Origin of the sequence: Sulfitobacter sp. HGT1, assembly GCF_013282155.1 — a bacterium.
In the GTDB taxonomy this organism is placed as follows: Bacteria; Pseudomonadota; Alphaproteobacteria; order Rhodobacterales; family Rhodobacteraceae; genus Sulfitobacter.
In genome coordinates this window covers 27976-43444 of sequence record NZ_BLWI01000001.1, presented here as the reverse complement: position 1 = coordinate 43444, position 15469 = coordinate 27976, and the positions used below count along the sequence as shown (strand labels likewise).

General features: G+C 59.2%; 15 protein-coding genes. 9 read left to right on the top strand and 6 right to left on the bottom strand.

Going from position 1 to position 15469, the window contains the following annotated elements; translation table 11 throughout:
- Positions 1-6: 6 nt before the first annotated feature.
- Positions 7-2793, top strand: a complete 2787-nt coding sequence (locus HGT1_RS00220) for a [protein-PII] uridylyltransferase (RefSeq protein WP_176247970.1) — start codon at positions 7-9, stop codon at positions 2791-2793.
- Positions 2794-2944: 151 nt separating this feature from the next.
- Complete coding sequence (murJ, locus tag HGT1_RS00215; protein ID WP_176247969.1) at positions 2945-4537, top strand: murein biosynthesis integral membrane protein MurJ; 1593 nt, start codon at positions 2945-2947, stop codon at positions 4535-4537.
- Positions 4538-4605: 68 nt separating this feature from the next.
- Here murJ and HGT1_RS00210 read toward each other — a convergent pair whose 3' ends face one another.
- The gene (locus tag HGT1_RS00210) at positions 4606-5292 is read right to left on the bottom strand and encodes a rhomboid family intramembrane serine protease (RefSeq protein ID WP_176247968.1); all 687 of its coding nucleotides are present in this window, start codon (positions 5290-5292) and stop codon (positions 4606-4608) included.
- A 76-nt stretch (positions 5293-5368) separates the two neighbouring features.
- Between HGT1_RS00210 and trpS the strand changes: the two genes are divergently transcribed.
- From trpS to HGT1_RS00185, 5 genes are all read left to right on the top strand, one after another.
- Positions 5369-6391, top strand: coding sequence for a tryptophan--tRNA ligase (trpS, locus tag HGT1_RS00205; RefSeq protein ID WP_176247967.1), 1023 nt, complete (start codon positions 5369-5371; stop codon positions 6389-6391).
- Positions 6392-6525: 134 nt separating this feature from the next.
- Positions 6526-6999 carry a VOC family protein gene (locus tag HGT1_RS00200; RefSeq protein WP_176247966.1) on the top strand — a complete coding sequence of 158 codons (474 nt, stop codon included), beginning with the start codon at positions 6526-6528 and terminating at the stop codon, positions 6997-6999.
- Between the two features lie 63 nt (positions 7000-7062).
- Complete coding sequence (locus tag HGT1_RS00195) at positions 7063-8169, top strand: class II histone deacetylase (RefSeq protein ID WP_176247965.1); 1107 nt, start codon at positions 7063-7065, stop codon at positions 8167-8169.
- 10 nt (positions 8170-8179) lie between these two features.
- Positions 8180-8752: a nitroreductase gene (locus HGT1_RS00190; RefSeq protein ID WP_176247964.1), complete on the top strand. Its 573-nt coding sequence runs from the start codon at positions 8180-8182 to the stop codon at positions 8750-8752.
- Positions 8743-9477, top strand: coding sequence for an EI24 domain-containing protein (locus HGT1_RS00185; RefSeq protein ID WP_176247963.1), 735 nt, complete (start codon positions 8743-8745; stop codon positions 9475-9477). The genes HGT1_RS00190 and HGT1_RS00185 overlap by 10 nt, the downstream gene beginning before the upstream one ends.
- On the opposite strand, the gene HGT1_RS00180 is transcribed toward HGT1_RS00185, so the two are convergent.
- Both HGT1_RS00180 and mce read right to left on the bottom strand, forming a co-directional pair.
- Entirely contained in the window at positions 9410-9703 is a 294-nt protein-coding gene (locus HGT1_RS00180; protein ID WP_176247962.1) for a DUF1467 family protein, read from the bottom strand. The genes HGT1_RS00185 and HGT1_RS00180 overlap by 68 nt on opposite strands.
- Before the next feature lie 2 nt (positions 9704-9705).
- Positions 9706-10110: a methylmalonyl-CoA epimerase gene (gene mce, locus HGT1_RS00175; RefSeq protein WP_176247961.1), complete on the bottom strand. Its 405-nt coding sequence runs from the start codon at positions 10108-10110 to the stop codon at positions 9706-9708.
- Between the two features lie 136 nt (positions 10111-10246).
- On the opposite strand from mce, the gene HGT1_RS00170 reads away from it, so the two are divergent.
- Positions 10247-10966: a response regulator gene (locus HGT1_RS00170; RefSeq protein WP_176247960.1), complete on the top strand. Its 720-nt coding sequence runs from the start codon at positions 10247-10249 to the stop codon at positions 10964-10966.
- Between the two features lie 11 nt (positions 10967-10977).
- Here HGT1_RS00170 and HGT1_RS00165 read toward each other — a convergent pair whose 3' ends face one another.
- Positions 10978-11703, bottom strand: coding sequence for a GNAT family N-acetyltransferase (locus HGT1_RS00165; protein WP_176248315.1), 726 nt, complete (start codon positions 11701-11703; stop codon positions 10978-10980).
- Between the two features lie 153 nt (positions 11704-11856).
- Between HGT1_RS00165 and HGT1_RS00160 the strand changes: the two genes are divergently transcribed.
- Positions 11857-12033: a hypothetical protein gene (locus HGT1_RS00160; protein ID WP_176247959.1), complete on the top strand. Its 177-nt coding sequence runs from the start codon at positions 11857-11859 to the stop codon at positions 12031-12033.
- A 176-nt stretch (positions 12034-12209) separates the two neighbouring features.
- Here the strand turns inward: HGT1_RS00160 and aspS are convergent, their stop codons facing one another.
- A complete protein-coding gene (gene aspS, locus HGT1_RS00155; RefSeq protein ID WP_176247958.1) occupies positions 12210-14060 on the bottom strand; it encodes an aspartate--tRNA ligase in 1851 nt (616 codons plus the stop codon).
- A gap of 177 nt (positions 14061-14237) precedes the next feature.
- Entirely contained in the window at positions 14238-15410 is a 1173-nt protein-coding gene (locus HGT1_RS00150) for a type III PLP-dependent enzyme (RefSeq protein WP_176247957.1), read from the bottom strand.
- Between the last annotated feature and the right edge of the window lie 59 nt (positions 15411-15469).

The following is a 15469-nucleotide window of genomic DNA, read 5'->3' as shown; positions in this document are numbered from 1 at the left end:
CACTAAGTGGTAAAACCATTAGCTGCACAAGCAGAGACAGGTGAAGCTACAGCGCTTCACCTGATCAGCGCCCCCGAGTTGATCTTTGACGAAGACGCCATCGCCGACGCCCTGACTGTGGCATTCGAAGAAGCATCGGATAGCAGCCAGGTCCGTGCAGCGGCTGTGCGTATTCTTGGGAATGCCCAGAAAGCAGGCCGCGCTGAAATCGCCCGCGCCTTTGCCGCGACACCGTTTGACGCGCGCGCAATGACCTCCGCCTATTGTTTTTTGACAGATCAGCTGGTCCGCAGCACGTTGCAGATTGCGGTGCAGAAATTGCATCCCAAGCCCAACCCGACGTCGGGCGAACGCTTGGCGGTGATCGGCGTCGGCGGGTATGGCAGGGGCGAAATGGCCCCGTTCTCGGACGTTGATCTGCTGTTTTTGATCCCCTACAAAGCGACCGCCTGGACCGAAAGCGTGATCGAATCCATGCTGTATATGCTGTGGGATTTGAAGCTGAAGGTTGGCCATTCCACCCGCACGATCCGTGATTGCGTGCGCCTTGGGGCCGAGGATTTCACCATCCAGACCGCCTTGCTCGAACACCGGTTTATCGCGGGCGACCTTGAACTGACCGCCGAGCTGGACAAGACGCTGAAGACCGATCTTTTTTCCGGTTCGGGCCGTAGTTTCATCGAGGCCAAGCTGGAAGAGCGCGCCCTGCGCCACCGCAAACAGGGTCTGCGCTATCAGGTTGAACCGAACGTCAAGGAAGCCAAGGGGGGCCTACGCGATTTGCAATCCCTGTTCTGGATCGCCAAGCATATTTACAACGTCGAAAACGCTGCCGATCTGGTGGAGCGCGGCATCTTTCTGGAAGAAGAATTCAAAACCTTCGTCGCCGCCGAGGATTTTCTTTGGGCGGTACGCGGGCACCTGCATTTGTTGTCTGGGCGCGCAACCGAACAGCTGACCTTTGACATGCAGGTCGCCGTCGCCGAGGCGATGGGCTATACGGATACGGGCGGCAGACGCGGTGTCGAAGTGTTCATGCAGGCCTATTTCCGCCACGCCACCCAAGTGGGCGAGCTGACCCGCATCTTCCTGACCAAGCTGGAAAGCATCCACATCAAGGCAGAACCCCTGCTGGAACGCATATTCCGCCGCCGCCCCAAGATGCGCGACGGCTACGAAGTCGTCGTGGGCCGGCTTGCGATTGTCGATGATGCTGCGTTCATTTCGGACAAGCTGAACCTGTTGCGCATCTTCGAGGAAGCGTTGCGGACCGGCATGTTGATCCACCCGGACGCCATGCGGCTGGTGAAACGCAACCTGAACCTGATCGACGACGACATGCGCAACAATGCCGAAGCGCAGCGCATTTTCCTTGATCTGATGCTCAAACACGGCAACCCCGAACGCGGCCTGCGCCGGATGAACGAACTGGGCGTTCTGTCTGCCTTTATTCCCGAATTCGAAAACATCGTCGCGATGATGCAGTTCAATATGTATCACAGCTACACCGTCGACGAACATACGATCCAGTGCATCACCAACCTTGCCCTCATTGAAAAGGGCGAGCTTGAGGAAGACCTGCCGGTCGCGTCGAATATCCTGAAACGCGGCGTGAACCGCAAAGTCATTTATGTGGCCCTGCTTTTGCACGATATCGCCAAGGGGCGCCCCGAAGACCATTCGATCCTTGGGGCCCAAATGGCCCGCAAGATCGCGCCACGGCTGGGGCTGAACAAGACCGAAGTCGATACTGTCGAATGGCTGGTGCGCTATCACCTGCTGATGTCGGACATGGCCCAGAAACGCGATATTGCCGACCCGCGCACCGTGCGTGACTTCGCCAAAGCGGTACAGACGGTCAAGCGGCTTGATCTGCTGTGTGTGTTGACCGTTTGCGATATTCGCGGCGTCGGGCCGAACACCTGGAACAACTGGAAGGCCGTGCTGATCCGTGGCCTGTACCGCCAAACCAAGAAAGCCCTTGAAACAGGGCTTGAGGATCTGAACCGTGCGAACCGCGGCGACGAGGCGAAAAAGACCTTGCGTGCAGCCCTTGCCGATTGGCCGCGCAAGGATTTGCAGACCGAAACCGCACGCCACTATCCGCCCTATTGGCAAGGGCTGCACATCACGGCCCATGTCGTGTTTGCCCAGTTGCTGCGTGATATCAAGGATGGCGAAATTCGCATCGACCTGCACCCAGACGAGGACCGCGATGCCACCCGTGCGTGTTTTGTCATGGCAGATCACCCCGGTATCTTTGCACGTCTTGCAGGGGCGCTGGCGCTGGTGGGTGCCAATGTGGTCGACGCCCGCAGCTACACGACCAAAGACGGCTATGTCACCGATGCGTTCTGGATACAGGATGCCGAAGGCAACCCCTATGACGCTGCCCGCCTGCCCCGCCTCAGGCAGATGATCTCGAAAACCCTCAAGGGAGAGATCCTGGCCCGCGAGGCCCTGAAATCCCGCGACAAGGTCAAAAAACGCGAAAGGGCATTCAAGGTCCCGACCCACATCACCTTTGATAATGATGGCTCTGAAATCTATACCATCATCGAAGTCGACACCCGCGATCGCCCCGGTTTGCTATACGATCTGGCGCGCAGCCTGGCCGAATCGAACGTCTATATCGCCAATGCAGTCATCGCGACCTATGGCGAACAGGTGGTCGATACCTTCTATGTCAAAGATATGTTCGGGCTGAAATATTACACCGAAAGCAAGCAGCGGACCCTTGAAAAACGTCTCCGCCTTGCGATTGCCGAAGGGGTCGAGCGGGCCGCCGATTAACGCCGGACCACGCGCGCCCGCCTCAGCCAGCAGGCGAAAACAGGGCCGGCGGCTTCCCGTTGCCGGCCATTGCCCGCCGCACATCAACAATTGCGCTATGGCACGCCAAACGGTAGGCCATTTGCATCGCACTCACAGGGCAAGCATTCCAATGAAACCAATCCGCCTGATGTCCGGCTTTTTCACCGTCGGAATATGGACCCTTCTCAGCCGCGTCATGGGGTTCATTCGCGATGTGATGGTTGCTGGATATCTCGGCTCCGGCCCCGCAGCCGAAGCCTTCTTGGTGGCGTTTTCCCTGCCCAACATGTTTCGCCGCTTCTTTGCCGAAGGCGCGTTCAACATGGCCTTTGTGCCGATGTTCTCGAAAAAGCTCGAAAGCGGCGACGGCCCCGAGGAGTTCGCCCAGGATGCCTTTGTCGGTATGGCGTTTATCCTGACCCTGTTCACCCTCATCGGCATCATCGCCATGCCCGGTCTGGTGTTGCTGATGGCGTCGGGGTTCAAAGGGGACGAACGCTTTGATCTGGCCGTTGAATACGGGCGGCTTGCCTTTCCCTATATCCTTTTCATCTCGCTCGCGGCACTGGTATCGGGGGTATTGAATGCCACGGGGCGCTTTATGGCTGCTGCGGCTGCGCCTGTCGTGCTGAACATCATCTTTATCATTGCCGTGCTCGTTGGGGCCGCCCTTGGCCGCGACGGATCAGAGGCGTTGGGCCTCGGCATCGACAAGGCCCTCGGCCTGCATATCGGCAACACACTGGCCCTGTCCGTGCCGATTGCGGGCATTGCGCAACTGGCGCTGGTGTGGTGGGCCGCCAAACGCGCGGGCTTCACCTTGGGCTTCAACCGCAGACCCCGCATGACGCCGGAATTGAAACGCCTGGCCATCATCGCAGCCCCGGCCGCACTGGCGGGCGGTGTGATGCAGATCAACCTGCTGGTCGGTCGTCAGGTGGCCAGCTTTTACGAAGGGGCCGTGGCCTGGCTCAACTACGCCGATCGCTTGTACCAACTGCCGCTTGGCGTGGTGGGCATTGCCATCGGCGTGGTCCTGCTTCCCGATCTGTCGCGCCGCCTCAAGGCCGGGGATGAACAGGGATCGCACACCCAGATCAGCCGCGCCGCCGAAGTCTCCCTTGCCCTGACAATCCCCTCTGCCGTGGCCTTGATGGTAATCCCCTTCACTCTGGCATCGGTCCTGTTTCAACGTGGTGCCACAACCGTCGACGATGCGGCGGCGATTGCCATTGCGGTGGCGATCTACGGCCTCGGCCTGCCCGCCTTTGTCCTGCAAAAAATCCTGCAACCGCTGTATTATGCCCGCGAAGACACCAAACGCCCGTTCTATTTTGCCGTTGTGGCAATGATCGTGAATGTGGTGCTGGCCGTGGGCCTCAGCCCCTTTATCGGCTGGTTCGCCCCGGCGATCGCGACGACCCTCGCCGGTTGGGCCATGTTCGGGCTGCTGGCCTATGGCGCACGCGGCTTTGGCCTGGCCGCGAAATTCGATGCCCGCTTTCACAAACGCATTTGGCGTATCCTTGCGGCCTCCGCAATCATGGGGGTTGCCTTGTGGATCGGCAATGTCGCGATGCAACCGCTGCTGGGTCAGTCCTGGTGGCGCGGCATCGGGCTTCTGCTGCTAATCCTGATCGCGGCCATCAGCTACTTCGGCTCTGGCCAGATCATCGGAGCCTTCAAACTGGGCGAATTCAAACGCGCATTGAAACGCGGCTGACCTGATTTCCAAATGGTTCAAAATCCCGGGGGGTCAGGGGGGCTGGCCCCCCTGCCTTGCGCATGAAATCAACGATGCCGGACACGGTTGCGCAATTTCAACCATTCACCGGGAGCCAGGACAAAGCACAATCCAAAGCCCACGAAGAACCCGAAAAGGTCCGCCAGCCATTGGGTGCCCGCCTCAAAGAACACGCCCCACAAAAGCTGTATCCCCATCAACACCGCAATCAGCGAAAACGCACGCAATTGCTGCGCGCCCAGCCCTGACAATCTGCGCCACATGACAAAGGAATAGGCCCCGATCAGCCCGTAAACATTCGGATAGGCCCCGACCAGCCAAACCGGATCATTCAGGGCCAGCGCATAGAGAACCGCCCCGATGATCCCCGAGACAAAGAATATCGCCAGAAACGCCAGCTGCCCCAAGGCCTCGGCCACCATTTTGCCAAGGGCCAACAATAGCACCATGGCAAAAAGCGCATGGGTGAACCCCAGATGCACAAATGAATAGCTCACGGCGCGCAATGTCTCCGACACAGGGAAGCGCCAGTTGGCGATCATCCAGTCAAAGATGTCGTTCGAAAATCCGTAATCGCGGATCAATGCCAGTCGCCAGCCGATGGCACCGGGGCCGCCGATAATACCCGCCTCGGCCAGGGACAGCCCTGCCTCGATACCGGCGATGGCCAGAAACACCACTGTAACCACGGCAGGCATCGGGTTTACGGGTGGTTGAAAATCAGGGTCTTCCATAGCGGCTCCTTGACGGGGTTGGTGCGCATGGGTAAGCCCATCGTGCCGTCTTTTCCAGCCTTATCGGAGCGTTGCCATGACCGACACCCAATTCACCCCGCGCGTGTTCTCGGGCATTCAGCCGTCCGGCGGCCTGACCCTTGGCAATTATCTGGGCGCGATGAAGCGTTTCGTCGACATGCAGGATGAAGGGTCATATCAGACCATCTATTGCATGGTGGACCTGCACGCGATCACGGCCAAGCTTCAAGACCCCGCCACCTTGCGCCACAACACACGCGAACTGGCCGCCGGATTTATTGCAGCGGGCGTTGATCCGCAGAAATCCATTCTGATCAATCAATCCCAGGTTCCCGAGCATGCACAGCTTGCGTGGATCTTTAACTGTGTTGCCCGCATGGGCTGGATGGGCCGCATGACCCAGTGGAAAGACAAGGCCGGCAAAAACGCCGAGACCGCTTCCTTGGGCCTGTTTGCCTATCCCGCGCTGATGGCCGCCGACATTCTGATTTACCACGCCACCCATGTGCCCGTGGGCGAAGACCAAAAGCAGCATCTGGAACTGACCCGCGACATCGCGGCCAAGTTCAACCATGACTACGGCGTTGATTTCTTTCCGCTGACCGAACCGGTGATCGAAGGTGCCGCAACCCGCGTGATGTCCTTGCGCGACGGGTCGAAAAAGATGTCGAAATCCGATCCATCGGATGCCAGCCGGATCAACCTGACCGACGATGCCGACACAATCGCCAAAAAGATCCGCAAGGCCAAGACCGATCCCGATGCTTTGCCCTCCGAGATCGAAGGCCTGAAGGACCGCCCCGAGGCGCGCAATCTGGTGAACATCTATGCCGCGCTCAACGACCAGACCGTTGAACAGGTGCTGGCCGAAGTCGGTGGTCAGCAATTCGGCACCTTCAAGCCGCTGTTGGCCGATCTGGCCGTCGCCAAAATGTCGCCGATCAGCACGCGCATGGCCGAACTGATGGCCGACACAGCCGAGATTGACCGCATCCTTGCAAACGGTGCCACCCAGGCCCGCGAGATCACTGCGCCGATCCTGAGAAAAACCTATGATATTGTCGGGATGGTTGGCTAAGGCAGCACGCCACCCGATCATACCCGCGCCGATGGGGCTGCGCATTTTTGCACAGGCGGCGCGCGCCAGCCGCTCTGGCTTTGCGGGCGCGATGTCGCCATCTTGCAGTCATCGCAAGAAGAAAGGCGCATCTCATGGCTCATGCCTCAGTCGGTCACGTTCACCTCAAGGTCGCGGATCTTGAGCGGGCGATCACGTTTTACCGCGACATTCTCGGGTTCGATCTGAACCAGAAATTCGGCACGCAGGCCGCCTTTCTTGGTGCGGGCGGGTATCACCACCACATCGGTCTGAATACATGGGAAAGCGCCGGCGCGACGCCCCCGCCCGAAGGTCACACCGGGCTGTATCATTCGGCGTTTCTGTACCCCGACCGCCCCGCCTTGGCCGCCGTTCTGAAACGCATTGTTGCTGCGGGCATTCCGCTGGACGGGGCTGCCGATCATGGCGTGAGCGAGGCGATATACCTGCGTGATCCTGACAATAACGGGGTCGAGATATACCGCGACCGCGCCGAGCAGGATTGGCCCCGTGACGCGCATGGCGGGCTCAAGATGGTAAATGCCCCGCTTGATCTGAACGCCCTGCTGGCCGAGGCCCCCGCCTAAGGATCATGGACAATCCCGCCGTGTCGCGTCAGTTTCCAGACAGACAACAAGGGGAATGACAGGATGACCACCGGCTTTTTCATGGATGAACGCTGTTTCTGGCATGCGGGGGGCAACTATGCCTTTACCATGCCCATCGGCGGGCTGGTGCAGCCCTTGGCGTCAGGCGGGTTGCCCGAAAACCCCGAAACCAAGCGGCGGCTGCGCAATTTGATGGAAGTTACCGGCCTAATGGCCGAGTTGGACGTGCGCAGCGCGCAGCAAGCCACACGCGACGATCTGTTGCGTGTTCACCCTGCTGCCTATCTGGACGACTTCAAACGTCTCTCTGACACGGGCGGTGGTGAACTGGGCCTGCGCACCCCCTTTGCTGCTGGCGGGTTCGAGATCGCTGCCCTGTCTGCCGGACTGTCCATCGCCGCTGTCGAAGCGGTTGCATCGGGTGATCTGCAAAACGCCTATGCGCTTTCCCGCCCCCCCGGTCACCACGCCCTGCCTGATTTCCCCAACGGGTTCTGCCTGCTGGCAAACATCGCCATCGCGATCGAAGCCGCCAAGGCCAAGGGGCTGGTAAACCGCGTTGCTGTGCTGGATTGGGATGTGCACCATGGCAATGGCACCGAAGCGATATTCTATCACCGCGACGACGTGCTAACGATTTCACTGCATCAGGAAGGCAACTATCCGCTGGATACAGGCGCGCTGGCGGATCGGGGCAAGGGGGCGGGCGAAGGGTATAACATCAACCTGCCGCTCCATGCCGGATCGGGGCATACGGCCTATCTGCACGCGCTGGACCGCATCGTGATCCCCGCGCTTGAGGCGTTCCAGCCCGATATGATCATTGTCGCCTGTGGCTTTGACGCCGCAATCGTGGACCCGCTGGCGCGGATGCAGGCCACGGCCAAAACCTTTGCCGCCATGACCCGCAAAATCAAAGCGACTGCGCAAAAACTTTGCGATGGCAAGCTGGTGCTTGTCCACGAAGGCGGCTATTCAGAGGCCTATGTCCCGTTCTGTGGCCACGCCACCATCGCAGCCCTCGCAGACAGTGATATCATCGCGCCAGATCCGCACGCGGAGAACTATCACATCCGCCAGCCCAGCCCCAAATTTGACGCCTTCCTGCGCTGCTCCATTGATGAGATGGCGCAAGAGCTGAACCTGTAAGAGAGACCCAATGCCGACACCAAACCCAGACGCACTGCATTTCCTGCAAACACGCCGGTCCCGGCCTGCCAAGACGCTGACCATCCCCGTGCCGGACCGCGACACGCTGCTGCCCCTGCTTACGGCCGCTGCGCGCACACCCGATCATGGCAAGCTGGAACCGTGGCGTTTTATCGTGATCGACAAGCCCGCGATGGGGCGTTTGGCGGATATCGCGCAGGCCCGCGGAGAGGCCTTGGGCCTTGACGACGAACAGGTCCAGAAAGGCCGCGGCCAGTTTGATCAGGGCCATCTGGCCGTGGTCGTGGTCGAGGTGCAAAAACCGTCGCCCAAGATCCCCGCGATTGAACAGACGTACTCTGCCGGGGCCGTGTGCCTTGCGCTGACCAATGCGGCCTTGGCTGCGGGTTGGGGCGCAAACTGGCTAAGCGGCTGGGTCAGCCACGACCGCGAATTTATGAAAAAAGGGTTCGGATTGGCCGACAACGAACGGATCGCGGGCATCATCCACATCGGCACTGAAACCTCTGCCCCGCCAGAACGTCCTCGTCCTGACATCGCGGCACTGACCACATGGCTGTGACCGAGATTTTCAAGGCGATCGGCCTTGCCGTTGGACAGCTCAGCGACCTGCGGTTTCGCAAGGTGTTCTTTATGGGCATCGGGCTGGCGCTGGTTCTGCTGATCGGCATTGCGGCGGCCTTTGTCTGGCTTGTTGGCTGGTTGGCGGGTGACGCCACATCGATCCCCTGGGTGGGCGAGGTGACGTGGCTGGACGACCTGTTCAGCTGGGGGGCGGGGCTGTTGTTGATGGCGCTGTCGGTCTTTTTGATGATCCCGGTCGCGTCCGCGATCACGTCGATGTTTCTGGACGACGTGGCCGATGCGGTCGAGGCGGAGCATTACCCCCACCTGCCCGCAGCAAACCGCGTGCCTTTTGGCGATGCGGTGCGCGACACGGTGAATTTCATGGGGGTGCTGATTGGCGTCAACCTGTTGGCACTGATCCTGTACATCCTGTTCGCGCCGCTTGCGCCGCTGATCTTTTGGACGGTGAACGGGTTCTTACTGGGCCGTGAATATTTCACACTGGCAGCGATCAGGCGTGTCGGCAGGGTCGAGGCGAAAAAGCTCAGACGCCGTCACATGGGCACAATCTGGGTCGCAGGGGTGCTGATGGCGATGCCATTGTCGATCCCCCTGCTAAACCTTGTTATTCCGATTTTAGGGGCGGCGACCTTTACCCACCTGTTCCACCAATTGGTGTCAGATCCCCGTGCAGCCAATATTCAATATCCGCCACGGTGACCAACCCCGACAGGATGAACCAGACAGTAAACGCCCAAAGCACGATCGTAATGCCCGTTGTCCACCACGCCTTTGTCTTGAGGTGATGATGCTCTGGTGCGCCGGCATGTGTGCCTTCAACGATCTCTCCCAGATCCCCTTGGGTTTTCACCCGGATAGGCAGCGCGATCAGAAAGGTCATTGACCAGATCACGGCAAACAGAACCAAGGCTGATGTAACGCCCATGATTACACCTGCTCCAGTTCGACCAGCGCACCGTTAAAGTCTTTGGGGTGCAGGAAGATTACCGGTTTGCCGTGGGCCCCTATCTTGGGCTCTCCGTTGCCCAGAACGCGGGCACCGGTGGATTTAAGGTGATCCCGCGCCGCGATGATGTCGTCGACCTCGTAGCAGATATGGTGGATACCACCCGCGGGGTTCTTTTCCAGAAAGCCGTTGATCGGGCTGTCATCGCCCAGCGGATACAGCAGTTCGATCTTGGTGTTCGGCAGTTCGATAAAGATCACCGTCACACCGTGATCGGGTTCATCCTGCGCCGGGCCGACATTGGCACCAAGGGCGTTGCGGTACTGGTTCGCGGCGGCTTCCAAATCTGGCACAGCAATGGCTACGTGGTTAAGACGACCGATCATCATATTTCTCCTGCGTTTCTTAAACTTTGTCAGGTTATGGGCCGGGTTTGACGCAAGAGCAATGCGTCACGTTAACGTCCTATTAGCCAAGCACGCCTAACCATTGAGTCATCGGAATCTTTTGGAGAAGGCTAAAATGGACAAGCTGGGCGTACAGACAGATACCCTTCCAAGCCCCACGGCCGACCGGCCTTTGCTGGGCCTGACGGTTTTGGTGATCGAAGACAGCCGTTACGCCTGCGAGGCGATGCGCCTGTTGTGCCTGCGGTCAGGTGCGCGGATCAGACGGGCCGATTGCATGCGCGCGGCGCGACGGCATTTGCAGGTTTACCGCCCCTCGGTGGTGATTGCCGATCTGGGGCTGCCGGACGGCAACGGCATCGACCTGATACAGGAACTGGCGCGCGCGCAGCCGCGTGTTGACGCCCTGCTGGCGATTTCGGGCGATACCCATCTTGCCGGCGATGCCTTGGCGGCAGGTGCCGACGGGTTTATTGAAAAACCGCTGAACTCGCTCTGCCACTTTCAACAGGCCGTGCTGGCCGCTTTGCCCGCCGACCGACAACCCCAGGGGGTGCGGGTCTTGACCGATGAAACGGTGCAGCCCGATGAAATCGCCTTTCAGGACGACATGGCACATATCGCGGATATTCTGGACGATACCGCAGACACGGTTACGCTGGATTATATCGCACAGTTTCTAGGGGGCGTTGCGCGTGGCGTCTGTGATACCGCGCTGGAAAAAGCCGCGCTGGCACTGGCGCATAAACGCGCATTGGGCCAACCGACAGAAACGGAAAAAGCCGCAATCGCGGGGTTGGTGCAAACCCGGCTGGCGCAACGCATCGCGATTTAGATCAACCGCCCCTAGACCAGCGGGTCGCTGGCCACGCGCACCAGTCTTGTCAGATCGGAAAGGCTCTCTCGCTGCTGGCCTTGGTCGTCAAAATTACTGGGGGCAAGCCACGCTTCAAACGCCTCTTTCAAGCTGGACCATTCGGAATCGATGGCCGCAAACCATGCCGTGTCGCGGTTGCGCCCTTTCACAACCGCTGCCTGACGAAAAACACCCTCGTAGCTGAACCCAAGCCGCTGTGCCGCCCGGCGCGATGGCATGTTCAGCGCATTGCATTTCCATTCATAGCGCCGGTACCCCGCCTCAAACGCCCAAGCCATCATCAGATACATCGCCTCTGTCGCGGCGCGCGTGCGTTGCAATGCGGGGCTGAAAGCAATCGACCCCACCTCGATTGAACCGGCAGCGGGGGCAATGCGCATATAGCTTGCGACGCCTTCCCAATGCCCTGTCTCAAGGTTCTTGATCGCATAGAACAGCGGATCATCGCGGGTTTCCGTTTCGCGCACCCAACGATGGAACTGCGAGGACGAGGAGAATGGCCCGTCATACATATAGTGCCACAGATCGTCCTGCCCTTCGAACGCGCCGAACAGCAATGCCGCATGGGCCTGTGCCGTTAACGGTTCCAATTTGGCATATGTCCCCGACAAGCCGTCGCGCGGGGGCAAGGGGGGCTGGACAAAATCCGGAACAGCAAAGCCAAGGGGCGGTGATGAGGGCGCATTTTCTTTCATAAGCATTACGTTACGACCAACCGGCACCAACGCCAAGCCTGTAAAACGCGTCTGGCGTGTCTAAGACCGCTCTTAGTTTGACCAAACTTTGGACACAAACCCTTGGCAATCTGATCGATATGAAACCCCTCATGCGTCAAAGGATCCCGACATATGCTGGCCAAGCTTAAAGCAGCGCGCCTGATATATCGCGACGAGGCTCGGATCGACTGGGTCATTTTGGCCGCCGATGCTGTGGGCGTGGCGATTGTCGCCTTGGCATTCGCAAACGCACGGATCGCGGATCAGGCACCCGAGGTCGGGATTCAGATTGCCACGGCACTGTTTTAACGCGCCCCGTCCGACCCGGCCCGCCCCCTGACGGGGAACCAGGTTTGATGTCCGGCGTTTTCCTTTCGAAACGTGAAGGGGGAACACAATGACGCCTCAGGCAATCGCTTTGAAGACAGCAAAAAGCCCGCCCCCGGATCATCGGTGGCGGGCTTTTTCAATTCCATTCGGGCGGCTTAGTCTTGCGGGATCACCCGCAGGCCAAGTTCCATCAACTGGTCCGGCATCGGATCATTCGGCGCGTTCATCATCAGGTCTTCGGCGCGCTGGTTCATCGGGAACAGGATGACTTCGCGAATGTTCGCTTCTTCGGCCAGCAGCATCACGATGCGGTCGATACCGGCGGCACAACCACCGTGGGGCGGGGCACCGTATTGGAAGGCATTAACCATACCGCCGAAACGCTTCTCGACTTCTTCCTTGCCGTATCCCGCGATTTCAAACGCCTTGAACATGATCTCTGGCTTGTGGTTCCGGATCGCACCGGACACCAATTCATAGCCGTTGCAGGCAAGGTCGTACTGATAGCCCAGCACCTCGAGCGGGTCGCCCATCAGCGCGTCCATCCCGCCCTGAGGCATGGAGAACGGGTTGTGTTCAAAGTCGATCTTGCCGGATTCCGCGTCTTTTTCGTAGATCGGGAAATCGACGATCCATGCAAAGGCAAAGCGGTTTTCATCCGTCAGGCCCAGTTCGGAACCGATCACATTGCGGGCACGTCCTGCGACGCCTTCAAACGCCTTGGGCTTGCCACCAAGGAAGAACGCCGCATCGCCGACCGTCAGGCCAAGCTGCTGGCGGATCGCTTCGGTACGCTCTGGTCCGATGTTCTTGGCCAATGGGCCTGCCGCTTCCATGCCGCCTTCGACTTCGCCGGATTTCAACTTTGCCTGGGCTTCCTTCACCGGAATACCCAGTTCTTGCGCGACGCTGTCGGCAGTCTTTTCGCGCCAGAAGATATACCCCATGCCGGGCAGGCCTTCTTTTTGCGCAAAGGCGTTCATGCGGTCACAGAACTTGCGCGAGCCACCGGTCGGGGCCGGGATGGCGCGGATTTGCGTGCCTTCCTGCTCCAGCAGCTTGGCAAAGATCGCAAAGCCGGAGCCCGCGAAATGTTCGGAGACAACCTGCATCTTGATCGGGTTGCGCAGGTCGGGCTTGTCCGACCCATACCAAAGCGCCGCGTCCTTGTAGGAAATCTGCGGCCATTCCTGATCGACGGCTTTACCGCCACCGAATTCTTCGAAGATACCGGTCAGAACGGGCTGGATCGTGTCAAACACGTCTTGCTGCTCAACAAAGGACATCTCGAGGTCGAGCTGGTAGAAATCCGTGGGCGACCGGTCGGCGCGCGGGTCTTCGTCACGGAAACACGGGGCAATCTGGAAATACTTGTCAAAGCCGGACACCATCAACAGTTGTTTGAACTGCTGCGGTGCCTGGGGCAGCGCGTAGAATTTGCCGGGGTGCAATCGCGATGGCACCAAGAAATCGCGCGCGCCTTCGGGGGAAGATGCGGTGATGATCGGCGTCTGGAATTCTTTGAACTTGCGGTCCCACATGCGGCGGCGGATCGACGACACCACATCAGAGCGCAGGATCATGTTCGCCTGCATCTTTTCGCGACGCAGATCAAGGTAGCGATAGCGCAGGCGCGTTTCTTCGGGGTATTCCTGATCGCCGAACACTTGTAAAGGCAGCTCTTTGGAGGCTCCCAAAACTTCGATATCGCGCACGAAGACTTCGATTTCGCCGGTCGGGATTTTCGCGTTCACCAGATCATCGGCACGGGCTTTGACCTCGCCGTCGATGCGAATGCACCATTCCGAACGGACCTTTTCAACATCGGCAAAAGCTGCTGAATCAGGGTCGCACAGCACTTGGGTCATGCCGTAGTGATCGCGCAAGTCGATGAACAGGATACCGCCGTGATCGCGCACGCGGTGTACCCAACCGGACAGGCGGACCTTGTCGCCTACGTTTGATTTGCTCAGATCGGCGCATGTGTGGCTGCGATATGCGTGCATGACGGGTCCCTTCCTAGGGCTGAATTTGCTCGTCGCAGGTACACCGTTTGGGGCCGGGGAAGTCAAGACTTTCCCGTAAAATACCGCCATTCTTGGCCGTTTTGGCTGGTTGGAAAAAATTAGACCGCCTGCTCCTCCCAAAGCAGGCGGTCCTTCCCGCGCGACGTTTTCGGTTCTTTACAGAACCAACACATCAAGCGGCGGAAATCCGTTGAACCCAACCGAGCTGTAAGAGCTGGTATAGGCACCACAATTCTTGATCATGATCTTGTCACCATCGCGAAGGTCAAGCGGCAGATCAACTGGGTTCTTCTCATACAGGATATCTGCGGAATCGCAAGACGGGCCTGCCAGAACGCAGGGGCCTGTGGGGCTACCGTCACGCGCAGTCACAAACTCGTAGCGGATCGCCTCGCCTTCGGTTTCGGCCAGACCGGAAAAACGGCCAATGTCCAAATAAACCCAGCGGCGCAGCGCCTCGGTTGATTTGCGCGACACCAGCAGGACTTCGGCGGCGATATGACCAGCCTCAGCCACCATACCGCGCCCCGGTTCTGCCATCACATAGGGGATGTGCCCGAAGCGGTCTTTGACGGCAGCCATAACGGCGGCGGCATAGCCCCGTGGCGCATCAACCGGATCGCCGTGATAGGCGGGGAAACCGCCCCCGATGTTGAGCAATTGCAGGTCGTGACCCGCAGCATTGGCGGCGTGCCACAGGGGGGCCACCTGATCCAGAACAGGGTTCCAGTATTCCGCCTTGCGGGTTTGCGACCCGACATGGAACGACAGACCATAAGGCACAAGACCAAGCGATTTGGCGTAATCTAGCAAGGACGGCAGCAACGTATCTGCGCAGCCGAATTTTCGGGTCAACGGCCAGTCGGCCAGCGAATTTTCAACGATCAGGCGGATATAGACGCGCGCGCCGGGGGCATGGGCGGCAATCTTGTCCAGCTCGGCCTCGCAATCGGCAGCAAAAAGGGTCACGCCGATGGAATGGGCAAATGCAATGTCAACGCCGCGCTTGATGGTGTTGCCGAACGAGATCTTTGCAGGATCAGCCCCCTGGGACAGACACAGTTCGATTTCCTGACGCGATGCCGCATCAAAGCCCGAGCCACGCTCGACCAGCAGACGGATAATTTCCGGCGCAGGGTTTGCTTTGACAGCATAGTGGATATTCGCATCCCCCAGACCCGCGCTCAGCGCATCGTATTGGATGCCGACACGCTCGCGACTGATCACAAGGGTCGGTCTATCAAAGCTGTTGTTCCAGATATAGTCTGCAGCCTCGTCAAAATTGGATTTGGCGGACGTATTAAGGCCGGTGGTTTTCGTGGCGTTCATGGGTCATCTCCAAAGAGCAGGGCGGGGCGGGAGCACCCCAACGTGTCGTTTTAAGAGAC

Excerpts from the sequence above, each read along its gene's own strand:
- HGT1_RS00195 (WP_176247965.1), top strand. The coding sequence starts at position 7,063 with ATGACCACCGGCTTTTTCATGGATGAACGCTGTTTCTGGCATGCGGGG.
- HGT1_RS00200 (WP_176247966.1), top strand. The coding sequence starts at position 6,526 with ATGGCTCATGCCTCAGTCGGTCACGTTCACCTCAAGGTCGCGGATCTT.
- aspS (WP_176247958.1), bottom strand. The coding sequence starts at position 14,060 with ATGCACGCATATCGCAGCCACACATGCGCCGATCTGAGCAAATCAAAC.
- HGT1_RS00190 (WP_176247964.1), top strand. The coding sequence starts at position 8,180 with ATGCCGACACCAAACCCAGACGCACTGCATTTCCTGCAAACACGCCGG.
- HGT1_RS00165 (WP_176248315.1), bottom strand. The coding sequence starts at position 11,703 with ATGAAAGAAAATGCGCCCTCATCACCGCCCCTTGGCTTTGCTGTTCCG.
- mce (WP_176247961.1), bottom strand. The coding sequence starts at position 10,110 with ATGATCGGTCGTCTTAACCACGTAGCCATTGCTGTGCCAGATTTGGAA.
- HGT1_RS00170 (WP_176247960.1), top strand. The coding sequence starts at position 10,247 with ATGGACAAGCTGGGCGTACAGACAGATACCCTTCCAAGCCCCACGGCC.
- murJ (WP_176247969.1), top strand. The coding sequence starts at position 2,945 with ATGAAACCAATCCGCCTGATGTCCGGCTTTTTCACCGTCGGAATATGG.
- trpS (WP_176247967.1), top strand. The coding sequence starts at position 5,369 with ATGACCGACACCCAATTCACCCCGCGCGTGTTCTCGGGCATTCAGCCG.
- HGT1_RS00160 (WP_176247959.1), top strand. The coding sequence starts at position 11,857 with ATGCTGGCCAAGCTTAAAGCAGCGCGCCTGATATATCGCGACGAGGCT.
- HGT1_RS00150 (WP_176247957.1), bottom strand. The coding sequence starts at position 15,410 with ATGAACGCCACGAAAACCACCGGCCTTAATACGTCCGCCAAATCCAAT.
- HGT1_RS00185 (WP_176247963.1), top strand. The coding sequence starts at position 8,743 with ATGGCTGTGACCGAGATTTTCAAGGCGATCGGCCTTGCCGTTGGACAG.
- HGT1_RS00180 (WP_176247962.1), bottom strand. The coding sequence starts at position 9,703 with ATGGGCGTTACATCAGCCTTGGTTCTGTTTGCCGTGATCTGGTCAATG.
- HGT1_RS00210 (WP_176247968.1), bottom strand. The coding sequence starts at position 5,292 with ATGGAAGACCCTGATTTTCAACCACCCGTAAACCCGATGCCTGCCGTG.